The 14,783-nt window shown below is 44.4% G+C and carries 6 protein-coding genes and 1 riboswitch; of the genes, 1 reads left to right on the forward strand and 5 read right to left on the reverse strand.

Annotated elements, in window-relative coordinates; genetic code table 11:
• Positions 1 to 9 precede the first annotated feature (9 nt).
• Positions 10 to 2,136: a ribonucleoside triphosphate reductase gene (locus tag WHS63_RS02935; RefSeq protein ID WP_445203822.1), complete on the reverse strand. Its 2,127-nt coding sequence runs from the start codon at positions 2,134 to 2,136 to the stop codon at positions 10 to 12.
• A 100-nt stretch (positions 2,137 to 2,236) separates the two neighbouring features.
• Positions 2,237 to 2,420, reverse strand: a riboswitch (cobalamin riboswitch).
• A 148-nt stretch (positions 2,421 to 2,568) separates the two neighbouring features.
• On the opposite strand from WHS63_RS02935, the gene WHS63_RS02940 reads away from it, so the two are divergent.
• Positions 2,569 to 3,987, forward strand: a complete 1,419-nt coding sequence (locus tag WHS63_RS02940; RefSeq protein WP_445203823.1) for a carbon starvation CstA family protein — start codon at positions 2,569 to 2,571, stop codon at positions 3,985 to 3,987.
• Positions 3,988 to 4,023: 36 nt separating this feature from the next.
• Here the strand turns inward: WHS63_RS02940 and WHS63_RS02945 are convergent, their stop codons facing one another.
• The 4 genes from WHS63_RS02945 to rpoB all read right to left on the reverse strand — a co-directional run bounded on the left by WHS63_RS02945 (position 4,024) and on the right by rpoB (position 14,707).
• On the reverse strand, positions 4,024 to 6,090 hold the full coding sequence (locus WHS63_RS02945) for a glycoside hydrolase family 97 protein (RefSeq protein ID WP_445203824.1): 2,067 nt from the start codon (positions 6,088 to 6,090) through the stop codon (positions 4,024 to 4,026).
• A 15-nt stretch (positions 6,091 to 6,105) separates the two neighbouring features.
• Positions 6,106 to 6,423, reverse strand: coding sequence for a DUF3467 domain-containing protein (locus WHS63_RS02950; protein ID WP_369489636.1), 318 nt, complete (start codon positions 6,421 to 6,423; stop codon positions 6,106 to 6,108).
• Between the two features lie 114 nt (positions 6,424 to 6,537).
• Positions 6,538 to 10,812 carry a DNA-directed RNA polymerase subunit beta' gene (gene rpoC / locus WHS63_RS02955; RefSeq protein ID WP_445203825.1) on the reverse strand — a complete coding sequence of 1,425 codons (4,275 nt, stop codon included), beginning with the start codon at positions 10,810 to 10,812 and terminating at the stop codon, positions 6,538 to 6,540.
• Positions 10,813 to 10,879: 67 nt separating this feature from the next.
• On the reverse strand, positions 10,880 to 14,707 hold the full coding sequence (gene rpoB / locus WHS63_RS02960) for a DNA-directed RNA polymerase subunit beta (protein ID WP_445199658.1): 3,828 nt from the start codon (positions 14,705 to 14,707) through the stop codon (positions 10,880 to 10,882).
• Positions 14,708 to 14,783: the final 76 nt, after the last annotated feature.

Consider the following 14,783-nt stretch of genomic DNA (forward strand, 5'->3'; position numbering starts at 1 on the left):
TTCTACCAATCAACAATTAAAAGCATGATCAAAAAGTTTTCTATCGTCAAATTCCGATTGTTTACCATCGTTCCATTGGTCAACAGGACGAATGTAACCAACAATCCTTGAAAAAACTTCACAATGGCTGGTTTTCCCAACCTCCATACATTTAGGACACGTTTCATGCTCCCCAAAAAGGTACCCATGCGACGGGCAAATACTAAAAGTGGGTGAAATAGTAATGTAGGGCAACCTAAATGAGCTCATGACTTTTTTTATCATCATTTTGACCTGCTTTGGATCCGGTTGTTTCTCACCAAGGAAGATATGAAACACAGTACCCCCGGTGTATTTTTCCTGAAGCCTTTCCTGGTGTTTCAGGGCTTGAAACAAATCACTTGTTTTTGAAACTGGTAGCTGTGTTGAGTTTGTATAGTATGGTTTAGCACCTTTAAGGATTTTATCGTTATTTGCAACTTTAATATCGGGGAATAGTTCACGGTCGATCCGTGCTAACCTATATGAAGTACTTTCAGCAGGGGTGGCCTCCAGGTTATAGATATTTCCAGTTTGTTCCTGAACAACTGAAAGCTTTTGGCGAATATAATCCATCACCTTTAAGCTAAACTCGTAAGCCTTGGGTTGTGTAATATCGGTATCCAAAAAATTCAAGCAGCACTCATTCATCCCAACTATGCCAATAGTGGAAAAATGATTTGCCCAGTACTTTCCAAACCTTTTTTTAATATCACGTAAGTAGAACTTGGAGTATGGATATAACCCTTTTTCTGTTAGATTCTCAATCACTTTCCTCTTTACTTCGAGACTTGTTACAGCAATATCGATCAGATGTGAGAGCATTGCCATGAATTCATCTTCGTTTTTTGCAAGGTAACCTATTCGAGGAAGGTTAATTGTAACCACCCCAACGCTTCCAGTTAATGGGTTTGAAGCAAAAAGCCCACCACCGCGGCGCGAGAGTTCACGTTTATCGATACGTAACCTGCAGCACATGCTCCTTACATCATCGGGGTGAAGGTCTGAATTAATAAAATTGCTAAAATAGGGTACGCCGTACTTTGCAGTCATCTCCCAAATACCATCGTAAAGGGGATTTTCCCAATCAAAATCATTAGTAACGTTATAGGTTGGAATGGGAAATGAAAACAAGCGTCCGGCAGCATCGCCCTCAAGCATTACCTCGGTAAATGCCCTGTTGAACATATCCATTTCATGTTGAAACTCTCCGTATAGCTTGTTTTGGTACTCACCTGCATATACTACTGGTTGGTTCTTCATGAAATCAGGCACTTTCAAATCAAGGGTGATATTTGTGAAAGGCGTTTGAAAACCCACACGTGTAGGTACATTTAAATTAAAAAGAAACTCCTGTAATGCCTGCTTAACGTCGGAATATGACAGTTTATCGTAGTAAATAAAAGGAGCCAGGTAAGTGTCAAAATTGGCAAAAGCCTGAGCGCCTGCAGCCTCGCCCTGGAGCGTATAAAAGAAGTTTGTAATTTGACCCAAAGCAGTACGTAAATGGCGAGCGGGTTTACTCTCCACTTTTCCAGAAACACCCCGAAAGCCTGAAATGAGTAAATCATGTAAATCCCAGCCAACACAGTAAACACTTAAGAAACCAAGGTCATGAATGTGAATATCGCCATTCCTGTACGCCTGGGTTACTTCAGTAGGGTAAATTCTATCGAGCCAGTAATTGGAGCAGATTTTGGTTACAATGTGTTGATTTAAACCTTGTAGGGAGTAGGAAGAGTTTGCGCTTTCCTTAACGCGCCAATCGGTAAATTCAAGGTAATCATCAATTAACTTGGAGTTATTCAAAAGTAAATTCTCGTTACGCAGGTGCTCATGTTGTTTACGGTACAGGATGTATGCTTTGGCCACATCATTTAAATGTATCCGCATAAGCAGGTTTTCAATAATATCCTGTACCTGTTCCACTTTGGGACGATGCTTCAACGTTGCCAGTTCTTGCAGAACTTCGCCTGTTAATTCTTCAGCATAAGTCCAAGAGCCTTTTCCTACTGCTTTAAGGGCTCGATAAATAGCAAATGTGATTTTACTTGGCTCAAAGGGAACGATTGAACCATCGCGCTTTTCAATTTCGTTGGGGAAATGCCTACCATTCATTTTATTGAAATTTAAGTTTAACAAATGGTAGCCCGGAATAGAAAAACTGAAGATGAGGGTTTAATAACCGATATCTTCTGGCCTTTCACCCGAAGGCTACAAGAAATACATCAAGCAGGTAGGTCTTCTGGCTTACTCAATGCCCATAGCCTTCCCATAACCATAAATGTTACAGTGGCATAAATAATGGGCATCATGTTAATGAGCTTACAGCTACGGGGATAGCCCCGGACTTTCACCGGGTTCCCTATTAACCCAAAGGGGCCTGCTTGCGACAACAAATGTAGTGAATGGTTAAAGTGATTGTTTAGTTTATTGAGATATCTTTTTAACAACTGACTTATTTTTATCAACACTGAAGAAATGGTCATGTGATTAAGAAATTGATGAGGCAAAATGTATAATTTTGAAGTTGAATAAATTTTAAACAAAATGTACTCATTCATTCTAGCAGTTTTGGGCTTACTATTAGGTTATTTCCTATATGGCAGGTTTGTTGAAAGGGTATTTGGGGCAAACAGCCAAAGTCAAACCCCCGCCTACACCATGCAGGATGGCGTTGACTATATTCCCATGCCCTGGTGGAAAGCATTCCTTATTCAATTCCTTAATATTGCTGGTCTTGGCCCCATTGTAGGTGCCGTTCTTGGGGCAGCCTACGGACCAGTGGCATTTTTATGGATAGTACTAGGTAATATCCTGGCCGGAGCTGTTCATGATTATTTCTCGGGAATGATTTCCATACGCATGGGCGGGCTTAGTATTCCTGAAATCATTGGGAAGTACCTCGGCATTAGTGTAAAACAATTCATGCGAGTATTTACGCTAATACTAATGATTCTTGTTGGTGCAGCATTCATTTCAGGCCCAGCAGCCCTTATGGCATCGTTAACCCCTGACTATCTTACCAAAAATGTTTGGGTGTTTATTATTCTCACATACTACATTCTGGCAACGCTGCTTCCTATCGATAAGATAATTGGTCGTTTTTACCCCATTTTTGGTCTAGCCCTCATCATAATGGCTGTTGGAATCACCATTGCCATATTTACTGGTGGCTACCTTTACGATATTCCTGAAATATGGAACAACATGCACAACATGAAAGCCAATGCCGATAAGTTCCCATTATTCCCAATGCTGTTTGTAACAATCTCCTGTGGAGCAATAAGCGGCTTCCACTCCACCCAAAGCCCCATGATGGCGCGCTGCCTAAAAAACGAAAAGGAGGGACGAAAGGTATTCTATGGGGCAATGGTAACCGAAGGTATTATTGCACTGATTTGGGCTGCAATAGGAATGAGTTTTTATGGGGGAGCGCAGGGGCTAAACTCAGCCATTGCCGGTTACAATGGTGAAGCCACCATTATTGTAAGGGAAATTTCCAATACTACACTTGGCGCTATTGGCGGAATACTTGCCATTCTGGGAGTTGTAGCCGCACCAATAACTACTGGCGATACTGCATTTAGGAGCGCACGACTAATTGTTGCAGATTTTTTAAAGTTCTCGCAGAAAAGTCTATCGAATAGAGTTTTGGTGAGCTTACCGCTTTTTATTATTGGATTTACGCTTACTCAGGTAAAGTTTGATATAATTTGGCGATACATGTTCTGGAGTAACCAGGTGCTTGCCACAGTAGTGCTGTGGGCAATAACTGTTTATTTAGCACAGGAAAAGAAACCCTACGTTATAACACTGCTGCCAGCTTTATTTATGACAGCAGTTGTTAGCAACTACATTATTATTGCTCCTGAGGGTTTTAAACTTTCACACTGGGTTGGCTACGTTGTTGGCGTTTTAACACCAACAGTTTGTTTATACGTATTTGCTAAATACCTGAAAAGATAGCGAAAAAGGCTGCCAAATGGCAGCCTTAACTATTTATTACAATGGGAAAAGCGAAATAGCAGCGCCGCCGCCAGGGGCAAGTTTAAGGTCAATAACAGTGTTGCTATCCACCTCGCGGGTCCCTATTCTATACGATGTAGGATTTTTATCCCAATGAGCATCAGGACCATCAAGGTACAAAGTTGCTTTGTATTTAACGTTTGGTTTCAGAAAATCAAGTTTTAAGCTAAGGTCTCGAGGGTTCTCATCGGTAATTGCTCCAATAAACCATCGTCCTGAACCACGCTCCTCGCGGGCAATGGCAATGTAATCGCCTATGGCAGCATCCAATATCACCGTTTGCTCCCAGTCAACCCCAACATCGCGCATAAACTGGAAGGCAGGGTGACCTTCGTAGTTTTCAGGCAAATCGGCAGCCATTTGAATAGGGCTGTATATCACCACGTAAAGAGCAAGCTGGTAAGCTAAGGTTGAATTTACCTGATTATCGGGTTTATAGGGTTTTAGCTTGATGTTAAAAATGCCCGGAGTGTAATCCATTGGCCCAGCAAGCTGTGCGGTAAAGGGTAGAATTGTAAGGTGTTCCGGGGGATTTCCGCCATCAACTGACCAGGCATTAAACTCCTGTCCCCTAAAGTTCTCGCGAGCAATAACATTGGGATAGGTTCGCCACTCACCAGTACCTTTAAAGGGCTCATGGGCATCAACAGCAATTTGGTTTCTGGCAGCCGTTTCAATCACCTTGCGATAGTGGTTAACCATCCATTGCCCCTGGTGGTATTCACCTTTGGGAATAATTTTTCCTACATATCCAGTCTTTACTGAATGTATGCCAAGGCTTTGCATCAATCTATAAGCAGAATCGAGTTGCTGTTCATAGGTACGGGGTGCAGCCGATGTCTCGTGATGCATGATTAGGCTTATACCCTTACTCTTGGCATAGCGCACAACCTCTCTTAAATTATAGTCAGGATAGGGAGTAACAAAATCGAAAATTCCTTCGCGTTCTTCAAAACCAATCCAATGCTCCCAGCCGGTGTTCCAACCCTCAACCAGTAAACCTTTTATGCCATTACGCGCAGCAAAATCGATGTAGCGCTTTGCGTTTGCCGTTGTGGCTCCATGCTTACCGCTGGCCATATCCCACGACGACTTGCCAAGGTGCATTTCCCACCATATACCCACATACTTCATGGGTTTAAACCACGATACATCGCCAATTCTATTGGGCTCGTTAAGGTTTAGCACTAGCTTTGATGTTACAATATCGCCTGGTTTATCGGTAATTATTATGGTTCGCCAGGGCGAGTTAAAGGGGACTTTAGTTTTAACCTTCACGCCTGAATCGTTTCCAACAAGCGCTGTTTGAAGCGATAGGTTAACCGTATCGACCCTTAGGGTTGCACCGGCATAGTTATTTACATCGGCCTCGTGAAAGCATAGGTAAACCCCATCGGATGTTTTCATGGTAACAGGGGTATTTACCGCATTCTCAGGGATATAGGTTTGAGCCAAAGGGTTCTTGCTCTGGCTATTTACAGCATCAATCTTACTTAATGGGGTTGTCCTGTATAGATGCTCGTAAATATCCCAGTCGCCGGGCTGCCACCAGCAAGTGTGGTCACCGGTTAGGTTGAAGTTAGTATTTTCGGCTAGTATGATTACGCTATCCATTCCGGGCTGCTCAGGGAACTCGTAGCGAAATCCTACACCATCGTTAAAAGCCCTAAAAGTAACAGCAAAATTGCGGTAAGGCGATTTTCGCTCCGATAGGAAAACCTTAAGCTCATTGTAGGTATTATCAACCCATCGCTGATCGCCCCAGGGCATTTCCCATTTCTCACTAAATGATCTGGTTTTGAAACTGTCAACCTTAATATTATCCGATAAAGGTGGCATATCCTTAAACTCAAAACCCAGCGTTGAAGGTTTAACTATTGTTTTTTGGTCAAAAAGCAAGCTGTAAGAGGGTTGCCCTTTACCATTTATCTGAAATGTAATAGACACCATGCCTGAAGGTGATAGAACAACTAAACTATCGCTCTTGTTGCACGAAACAAAGGCAAGAGCAAAAGCCATTGTAATGGTAAAAACTCTGTTCATGGCAAAAAAAGTATTTTACGCTTCACCACCTTTACCGCCAAAATTCATGGGAAATGGAGGCATTCCCTCGCTTCCTTCGGGTAACTTTATTGTACCCATATTAGCCTCAAACTTAGCCATATTATCCTGTAAAGCTAACAAGAGCCTTTTAGCATGGTCGGGCGTTAGAATAACACGGGTTTTTACCTGTGCCTTGGGCATTCCGGGCATTATACGCACAAAATCAATGATAAACTCCGACGATGAATGGGTAATAATGGCAAGATTGCTGTAGATACCCTGAGCTACCTCGTCGCTAAGTTCAATATTGATTGGATTTACTTTGTCATTCATAACTGGACGGTTTTAATGTTTTCACGGCTAAGTTATGAATTTGTTTGCTAATTAACGATTATGAGCAAAAAAAAGAGCCGGCATTCACCGGCTCCTTCTTATAATCTATCTGATTTACTTAACAGTAGCTGTTGAACTCTTTGATTTTTCAATAAGCTGATGTTCATCCTTTGAGTAAACAACAAGCTTATCGAACTCTCTGAGACCAGTACCTGCTGGAATGAGGTGACCGCAAATAACGTTCTCTTTCAATCCCTCAAGGGTGTCAACCTTGCCGTAAATGGCTGCTTCGTTAAGCACCTTTGTGGTTTCCTGGAACGATGCTGCCGACATAAAGCTGTTGGTTTGCAGCGCAGCGCGGGTAATACCCTGAAGCACCTGATTGGATGTTGCAGGAACTGCATCGCGAGCTTCAACCAGCTTCATATCCTTACGTTTCAGCTTTGAGTTCTCATCGCGAAGTTGACGGGCTGTAATAATCATACCTGGACGTAGGTGGGTTGCATCGCCAGCATCAACAACAACCTTCTTTTCGAAGATATTATCATTCTCCTCAATGAACTCCCACTTGTCAACAAGTTGTCCTTCAAGGAAGCGTGTATCGCCCGGATCAAGTATTTCAACCTTACGCATCATCTGGCGAACGATAACCTCAAAGTGCTTATCGTTGATCTTTACACCCTGCATGCGGTAAACTTCCTGAATCTCGTTAACAATGTACTCCTGCACTTCGGTAGGGCCCTTGATTGCAAGAATATCGGTAGGGGTAATTGCACCGTCCGAGAGGGGTGTACCAGCCTTTACGTAATCGTTTTCCTGAACAAGTATTTGCTTGGAAAGGGGCACGAGGTAGTTCTTAACCTCACCGGTCTTAGAGGTAACCTTAATTTCTCGATTACCACGCTTAACCTTACCAAACGATACTTCACCGTCGATTTCCGATACAATTGCAGGGTTCGATGGGTTACGAGCCTCAAAAAGCTCAACTACGCGCGGCAGACCACCGGTAATATCGCCTGCTTTACCAACAGCGCGTGGTATCTTTGCCAGAATATCACCTGCCTGAATGGTTGCACCATCTTCAACGGTTAGGTGAGCGCTAACAGGTAAGTTGTAAAGCTTAATTACCTCCTCGTTATCGGAAAGGATCTTTACAGCGGGGTTCTTACTCTTATCGCGCGATTCAATGATCACTTTCTCACGGTAACCGGTTTGCTCGTCGCTTTCCTCGCGGTAGGTTACCTCCTTGATGAGAGCGTCGAATCCAACCTTACCGGAAACCTCGGAGATGATAACGGCATTCCATGGATCCCATTCGCAGATGAGTTGTCCTTTCTTCACCGTATCACCATTGTTGATGTATAGCTTTGAACCGTAAGGCACATTATTTGTGGAAAGGGTAATTCCAGTGTTGGAATCCACAATTCGCATCTCGGCCAAACGCCCAATAACTATATGGTAGTTGTTGCCACTTTCATCCTGACGTTGAACTGTTTTTAGCTCTTCAATCTCGGCACGTCCATCGAAACGGGCAACAATCTTTGAGTCAGAAATGATGCTACCGGCAGTACCCCCAACGTGGAAGGTTCGTAGTGTAAGCTGAGTACCAGGTTCACCGATACTCTGAGCTGCAATAACACCAACTGCCTCGCCTTTCTGAACCATTCGACCGGTTGCCAGGTTGCGGCCATAACACTTGGCGCAAACACCCTTGCGCGATTCACAGGTAAGCACTGAACGAATTTCAACCTGCTCGATGGGCGACTCCTCAATAATTTGAGCAATTTCCTCGGTAATCTCTTCTCCAGCTGCAATAATAAGCTCGCCGGTTAGCGGATGGAATACGTCGTGTACCGTGGTTCTACCAAGAATTCTTTCGTAAAGGGTTTCAACCACTTCCTCGTTCTTCTTGATGGCAGTAGCCACAAGCCCACGAAGTGTACCACAGTCACTCTCGGTAATGATTACATCCTGCGATACGTCAACTAAACGACGGGTAAGGTAACCAGCGTCGGCTGTTTTAAGAGCGGTATCGGCAAGACCCTTACGGGCACCGTGGGTTGAGATGAAGTACTCAAGTACCGAAAGACCCTCCTTAAAGTTCGAAAGAATTGGGTTTTCAATAATTTCATTGGTAGTGGCACCTGATTTTTGCGGTTTAGCCATAAGACCACGCATACCGCAAAGCTGACGAATCTGCTCCTTGGAACCACGAGCACCGGAGTCGAGCATCATGTAAATTGAGTTGAATCCTTGCTTGTCCTCGGAGAGCTTTTTCATTAGCATCAAAGTCAACTTGGCGTTGGTATGTGTCCAGATGTCGATAATCTGGTTGTAACGCTCGTTGTTGGTTATGAGACCCATGTTGTAGTTGGACATAACCTCGTCAACCTGTGCGTATCCTTCTTCAACCAATTCGGCTTTCTCATCGGGAATGATAACATCGTCGATGTTGAATGATAGACCTCCCTTGAATGCCATGTAGTATCCCAAGTCCTTGATATCATCGAGGAATTGAGCGGTTTTGGACACGCTGGTCTTCTTAAGAACCTTACCAATAATATCGCGAAGCGATTTCTTGGTCAGTAGCTCATTAATGAAGCCCATCTCAGCAGGAACGTACTGGTTAAATATTACGCGTCCTACTGTAGTTTCAATTATTTGCTGCTTAGGTTGACCGTTTTCATCCAAAGTATTTAACCTAACCTTGATAATAGCGTGTAGGTCAACGGCTTTCTCATTGTAAGCAATGATAACCTCCTCGGGTGAGTAGAAAATTGTTCCCTCGCCCTTGGCACCCTTACGGGGTTTTGTTATGTAGTATAGTCCCAGTACCATGTCCTGCGAGGGTACAGTGATAGGAGCACCGTTTGCAGGGTTCAAAATGTTGTGGGAACCCAACATGAGTATCTGGGCCTCCAGAATGGCCTCGTTTCCAAGGGGTAAGTGTACAGCCATTTGGTCACCGTCAAAGTCGGCGTTAAACGCAGTACATGACAGTGGGTGGAGCTGAATGGCCTTACCCTCAATAAGACGGGGCTGGAAAGCCTGAATACCTAGCCTGTGAAGGGTTGGAGCACGGTTCAGTAGAACGGGATGGCCCTTCATCACGTTCTCAAGGATATCCCATACAACTGGATCGCGCCTGTCAACTATCTTTTTGGCCGATTTTACGGTTTTAACAATACCTCTCTCAATAAGCTTACGGATTACAAAAGGCTTGTAAAGCTCTGCAGCCATATCCTTGGGCAATCCGCACTCGTGCATCTTTAGCTCCGGGCCAACAACAATAACCGAACGTGCAGAATAGTCGACACGTTTACCCAAGAGGTTTTGGCGGAAACGTCCCTGCTTACCCTTAAGGCTATCGCTTAACGATTTAAGAGGACGGTTAGCCTCGGTTTTAACTGCGTTCGATTTGCGCGAGTTGTCAAATAGCGAATCTACGGCTTCCTGAAGCATACGTTTTTCGTTACGTAAAATCACCTCAGGGGCCTTTATCTCGATTAGCCTTTTTAGGCGGTTATTCCTGATGATTACCCTACGGTAAAGGTCATTTAAGTCCGATGTGGCAAAACGACCGCCGTCGAGGGGTACCAAAGGACGTAGTTCGGGTGGAATTACAGGAATCACCTTTAGTATCATCCACTCAGGCTTGTTTATATGAGCCGATTCGCGGAATGCTTCAACTACCTGCAGCCTTTTAAGAGCTTCGCTCTTGCGCTGCTGCGACGACTCAGTGCTTGCCTTGTGGCGCAACTCGTACGAAAGTTCATCGAGGTTAATGCGTTGCAGGAGCATGTAAAGAGCCTCAGCTCCCATAGCTGCAATGAACTTGTTGGGGTCGCTATCGTCGAGGTACTGGTTTTCCTTTGGAAGTGTATCGAGGATATCGAGGTATTCTTCTTCAGTTAAAAAGTCAAACTGATTAATACCATCGGCAGCCTTAATGCCTGGATTAACAACCACGTAACGCTCGTAGTATATAATGGCATCGAGTTTTTTAGCTGGTAGTCCAAGCAGGTAGCCAATCTTGTTGGGTTGTGAACGGAAATACCAGATATGAGCAACAGGAACAACAAGGCTGATATGGCCCATGCGTTCACGGCGTACCTTCTTCTCGGTAACCTCTACCCCACATCGGTCGCAAACTATCCCCTTGTACCTGATACGCTTGTACTTTCCGCAATGGCACTCGTAGTCCTTCACAGGACCAAAAATGCGTTCGCAGAACAAACCGTCGCGTTCGGGTTTGTATGTTCTATAGTTAATGGTTTCAGGTTTAAGCACCTCACCGCTTGAACGCTCCAAAATCTCCTCGGGCGATGCTAAGCTAATGGTGATTTTTGAAAAGTTGCTTTTAACCTTATTCTCCCTTCTGAACGACATATTATTCGTGTTATAAGTTTGTTATGCCAATCCGGAAAGGGCTATTGCCCTTTCCACGGCATATTGATTAATCCAGATTTACACTCAAGCCTAAACCACGGAGCTCATGAAGCAATACGTTAAGCGATTCAGGAATGCCCGGTTCAGGCATTGGTTCTCCTTTAACTATCGACTCGTATGCTTTAGCTCTACCTACTACATCGTCGGACTTAATGGTAAGGATTTCCTGAAGGATGTGCGAAGCGCCAAATGCTTCCAGTGCCCACACCTCCATTTCACCGAAACGCTGACCACCAAACTGAGCCTTACCACCAAGGGGTTGCTGAGTAATGAGTGAGTAAGGTCCAATGGAACGGGCATGCATCTTATCGTCAACCATGTGACCGAGCTTAAGCATGTAAATAACCCCTACAGTGGCAGGTTGGTCGAACCTTTCACCTGTTCCGCCATCGTAAAGGTATGTTCTACCAAAACGGGGTAGCCCAGCCATATCGGTGTACTTGGTAATATCTTCAAGGGTAGCACCATCAAAAATGGGGGTACTAAACTTAATGCCCAGCTTTTGACCTGCCCATCCAAGTACGGTTTCGTAAATCTGACCGAGGTTCATACGTGATGGCACACCAAGGGGGTTAAGCACTATGTCCACAGGGGTACCATCCTCAAGGAATGGCATATCCTCATCGCGAACAATTTTTGCTACAATACCCTTGTTACCGTGTCGACCAGCCATTTTATCACCTACGGTGATTTTACGTTTCTTGGCGATGTAAACCTTGGCCAGCTGCATTATTCCAGCAGGAAGTTCATCGCCAATTGTTGCGTTGAACTTCTTACGCTTGAATTCAGCATCGTACTCCTTCCACTTAAGGATGTAATTCTGTATTACTGCTTTAATTAGGTCGTTCTTAGCCTTATCGGTAGTCCACTTGTTGGGGTTTACGTTCATGTAATCAATGTCCGAAAGGATTTTCTGGGTGAACTTAACACCACGAGCAACAATTTCCTGATCGAAATTATCGTAAACACCCTGGCTGGTCTTACCGTTAACTAGTGAGAAAAGCTTATCGACTAAACGGTTCTTAAGTTCAGCAACCTGTTTATTAAACTCATTGTCGAGTTTCTCAAGCAGAGCCTTCTCATTAGTCTTGGCCTTTTTAGCCTCCTTACCATCCTTAATGGAACGTGAGAACAGCATCTTATCAATAACCACCCCGTAAAGCGAAGGTGAAGCCTTTAGTGAGGCATCCTTAACATCACCAGCCTTATCGCCGAAGATAGCCCTTAAAAGTTTCTCTTCAGGGGTTGGGTCCGATTCGCCTTTAGGAGTAATTTTACCAATAAGGATATCACCCGGAACAACATTAGCGCCAATCCTAATCATACCGTTTTCGTCGAGGTTCTTTGTAGCCTCTTCGGAAACGTTAGGAATATCGGCGGTAAGCTCTTCCATGCCTCGCTTGGTATCGCGAACCTCAAGGATGTACTCATCAACATGAATTGATGTAAACACATCGTCGCGGAGTAAACGCTCACTGATTACAATAGCATCCTCAAAGTTGTAGCCTTTCCAAGGCATGAATGCAACCTTAAGGTTTCTACCCAAGGCCAACTCTCCATCTCTGGTTGCATACCCTTCGGTCAGAACTTGTCCTTTTACAATACGTTGTCCCTTTGTAACAATGGGCTTAAGCGTAATGGAGGTGTTCTGGTTGGTTTTTTTGAACTTAGGTAGCTTGTAGCGTTTAATTTCGGGATCGAAGCTTACAAAGAGTTCCTCTTCGGTTTTATCGTAACGAACAACTATTTCGTCGGCATCAACATACTCAACAACACCATTCTCCTCGGCTACAATCTGAGTTCGGCTATCCTTAACAACCTGACCCTCTAAGCCTGTACCAACAATTGGGGTTTCAGGCTGGAGAAGGGGAACAGCTTGTCGCATCATGTTCGATCCCATGAGCGCACGGTTAGCGTCGTCGTGCTCAAGGAACGGAATTAGCGATGCAGCTATTGACGCAATCTGGTTTGGAGCAACGTCCATTAGGTCAACCGATTCACTTTCGGATAACGGGAAATCGCCCTCGTAGCGAGCTTTCACCCTGTTGTTTACAAAAGTACCGTCATCGGTAAGGGGAGCATTTGCCTGTGCAATAATTTTTGCTTCCTCTTCCTCGGCGCTCAGGTAAACAATATCGTTACTGGTCAGGCCAACTTTGCCATTCTCAACCTTGCGGTAAGGGGTTTCAATAAACCCAAGGTCGTTGATCTTTGCATAAACGCAAAGCGATGAGATAAGACCAATGTTAGGCCCTTCAGGGGTTTCAATGGGGCAGAGGCGTCCGTAATGCGTATAGTGAACGTCGCGAACCTCAAAACCGGCGCGTTCGCGAGTAAGACCACCAGGTCCCAAAGCCGATAAACGACGCTTGTGGGTCATTTCGGCCAGCGGGTTGGTCTGATCCATGAACTGCGAAAGCTGGTTTGTTCCGAAGAACGAGTTGATAACCGACGAGAGTGTTTTGGAGTTAATCAGATCGATAGGAGTAAACACCTCGTTATCGCGAACGTTCATACGCTCACGGATGGTTCTGGCCATGCGGGCTAAACCAACGCCAAACTGAGCAGCCATCTGTTCACCCACGGTTCGCACCCTACGGTTACTTAGGTGGTCAATATCATCAACCTCAGCCTTTGAGTTAACCAGCTCAATGAGATACTTAATTATCTCAATGATATCTTCCTTGGTTAACACCTTAATATCGGACGAGGTGTTCAGGTTAAGCTTTTTGTTGATACGGTAACGTCCTACATCACCCAAATCGTAACGTTTATCGGAGAAGAATAGCTTATCGATAACGTCGCGGGCAGTAGCCTCATCGGGTGGTTCGGAGTTACGGAGCTGCCTGTAAATGTGTACCACAGCCTCCTTCTCAGAGTTACTGGGGTCTTTTTGCAGCGTGTTATAGATTATGGCATAATCGGAAATGCTCTGTGATTCTTTATGAACAAGAATTGACTTAACACCGGAGTCGATAATTAAATCGATGTGGTCCTTTTCAATGACGGTTTCGCGGTCTAGGATAACCTCGTTACGCTCAATTGAAACCACCTCGCCGGTATCTTCATCAACAAAGTCCTCAATCCAACTCTTGAGAACGCGAGCGGCCAAACGTTGCCCCACTACCTTGGTGAGAGTGGCTTTTGAAACCTTTACCTCTTCTGCTAAGTCGAATATCTGCAGGATATCCTTATCGGTCTCAAATCCAATGGCGCGCAAAAGTGTAGTAACGGGCAATTTCTTTTTACGATCGATGTATGCATACATCACGTTATTGATGTCGGTGGCAAACTCAATCCACGATCCCTTGAAGGGGATAATACGTGCGGAGTAGAGCTTGGTACCGTTAGGATGTACGCTTTGGCCAAAGAACACACCGGGCGAGCGATGAAGCTGCGAAACAACTACTCGTTCAGCTCCATTAATTACAAAACTACCACGGGGTGTCATGTAGGGAATTGTTCCCAGGTATACATCCTGAACTACCGTATCAAAATCCTCATGTTCGGGATCGGTACAGTATAGCTTTAACTTTGCCTTTAGTGGTACGCTATAGGTTAACCCTCTATCCAGACATTCCTCTATGGAATAGCGGGGAGGATCAACGTAGTAATCGAGAAATTCGAGTACAAAATTGTTCCTGGTATCGGTAATAGGAAAATTCTCCTGAAACACTTTGAACAGGCCTTCGTTCTTACGCTCTTCGGGGGTTGAACCCAGCTTGAAGAACTCCATAAACGACTTTAGCTGAATATCCAGAAAATCGGGATACTCGTATAGGCTCTTTGTTTTGGAGAAATTGATACGTGCGTTGTTAGTTTTATTTTGAGACATTGCGAACGAATTGGTTGAACTATAAAATAAACATAACAAGAAAAAGGCTTAGAATCTATCAGGATAGATTCTAAAC

Source organism: Tenuifilum sp., assembly GCF_037481895.1.
Taxonomy (GTDB): domain Bacteria; phylum Bacteroidota; class Bacteroidia; order Bacteroidales; family Tenuifilaceae; genus Tenuifilum; species Tenuifilum osseticum.